The sequence below is a fragment of the Bacillus sp. JJ783 genome, from assembly GCF_036963225.1.
GTDB classification, from domain to species: domain Bacteria; phylum Bacillota; class Bacilli; order Bacillales; family Bacillaceae_G; genus Bacillus_A; species Bacillus_A cereus_U.
In genome coordinates, this window is record NZ_JBALMG010000155.1 from 1 (window position 1) to 2,183 (window position 2,183).

The following is a 2,183-nucleotide window of genomic DNA, read 5'->3' on the forward strand; positions in this document are numbered from 1 at the left end:
TTGACGGGGATAAGACCAAAACAATCGGTCTTTTCTCATTTATATAATAAAGATTTGATATAAACAGCATTGTATTTCATGCCACTATACAATTATTATAAGATAGTTATACGTTAATTTTAGTTTAAAAACAGTTTTGTTATCAGTTTTTTTAGAAATCTTACAAGCGTGTAAGATAAATGAAAGATGAATCAATATGTGCTATAAGACAATTCATTTACACTTTATAGTGAGCAGTGGAAATGAAGGGAGAATATAAATGGAAATTTTACATGCAAAAAGTATTAGTAAAGTATATAAAGGGAGAATACCTTTTAAAGCATTGGTAGATATTGATTTATCAATTCAAGAAGGTGAATTTGTAGGAATTATGGGCCCGTCAGGTAGTGGGAAAACAACGTTATTGAATATGGTATCTACTATTGATTCTCCATCATCGGGAGAAATTTTAATTAATGGCACAAATCCTTTCCAATTATCATCAGAAGATTTAGCGTTATTCCGCAGGAAACAATTAGGATTTGTTTTTCAATCATTTAATCTTCTTAGCACACTTACAGTAAAGGAAAATATCGTATTACCGATGACATTAGATGGTGTTTCTGTACAAGAAATGAACAAACGAGTGGAAGAAATTGCAGAGAAATTAAATATTACAGATATATTGAGTAAAAGAACTTTTGAAATTTCAGGGGGGCAAGCTCAAAGAACAGCAATCGCTCGTGCAATCGTTCATAAGCCGCAATTATTACTTGCAGATGAACCAACAGGGAACTTGGATTCTAAATCTTCAAATGATGTAATGGAGATGCTAGATGCTCTTAATAAGGAAGAAAAGGCAACGATGATGTTAGTTACACATGATCCGTATGCAGCCAGTTTTTGCAGCAGAGTTATATTTATTAAAGATGGTCAACTATATAACGAAATTTATTGTGGTGAAAGCAGGCAAGCATTTTATCAAAAGATTATGGATGTCCTTTCTTTGTTAGGGGGGAAAAGACATGACTTTTCGTCAGTTCGCATTTAATAATATTTTTCGTAATAAGCGTACGTATGCTGCCCATTTTTTAAGTAGTGCATTTTCTATTATGATTTTCTTTACGTATGCTCTTTTATTATTTCATCCTGATTTACAAGGAGAATTAAAATCGACAAGTGCAACAATAAGTGCATTCGGTACATTGGGATTTACAGTTTCGCAAGGATTGATTTTTGTATTTTCATTTTTCTTTATTTTATATTCAGTTAGTTCGTTTTTAAAAACGCGTAAGAAAGAATTTGGCATATTAATGATGCAAGGAATGTCAATGAGGCAGCTTAAGAAATTATTATTAATTGAAAATATGTTAATTGGACTTGGGTCAATATGTATAGGGATTTTCATCGGACTCATATTTTCTAAACTAGTGTTATTGATAAGCGCAAGTGTATTAATGATTAGTAATGGTTTACCTTTTTATATACCAGTGCAGGCGGTATTATTAACAGTCATCACATTTCTTTTATTATTTTTAATTGTTTCGCTTGTTACTTTTAAAATGATAAAAGTAACGGAACTTGTGGAACTTATTCAAGCAGAGGAAAAGCCAAAGCCTGAACCGAAAGCTTCTATTCTATTATCGCTACTTTCTTTAATTAGTATAGGCTATGGATATATTTCAGTATTTCGCTTTATCCCAAGTACTAATTTTATTACGCTCGGAATGGGTGTACTTCTAGTCATTATAGGAACATACTTTTTATATACACAGTGTAGCGTGTATATATTGTATCTTGCTAAAAGGAGTGAGTCATTCTTTTTAAAGCGAACAAATATATTAACATTTTCAGAATTAATTTACCGTATGAAAGATAACGCAACGATGTTTTTCATTGTATCTATTATTTCAGCAGTTGCATTTACAGCAATCGGTACAACAGCTGCTCTTGGTAATAGGAATTTAGTATGGATGACAAACCCATATACATTTCTGTATGAAAGCTCTGAAAACAACAAATTGGTAGATAAACATCTCTCTATTATAAAAAAACATCTTGCGGATGCAAATATTCCGTACCGAATGGCTTCATCTTCAAATAAATTTACAGAAAGTAACGTAAATGTATTGAAATTAAGTGAATATAACGAACTTACGAGAGCACTCGGGTACCAACAAGAAACGATTGAAAAAGAAGATGAA

General features: G+C 31.6%; 2 protein-coding genes. Both read left to right on the top strand.

What is annotated here, in order from left to right; translation table 11 throughout:
- The first annotated feature begins 259 nt into the window (after positions 1-259).
- Entirely contained in the window at positions 260-1,030 is a 771-nt protein-coding gene (locus tag V7038_RS25645) for an ABC transporter ATP-binding protein (protein WP_335695833.1), read from the top strand.
- Positions 1,005-2,183 (top strand): ABC transporter permease (locus tag V7038_RS25650; protein WP_335695834.1); only part of this gene is annotated, 1,179 nt, incomplete at its 3' end. The genes V7038_RS25645 and V7038_RS25650, both read left to right, overlap by 26 nt.

Bases quoted from the DNA above. Each gene is read 5' to 3' on its own strand.
- V7038_RS25645 (WP_335695833.1), top strand. From the start codon at position 260: ATGGAAATTTTACATGCAAAAAGTATTAGTAAAGTATATAAAGGGAGA.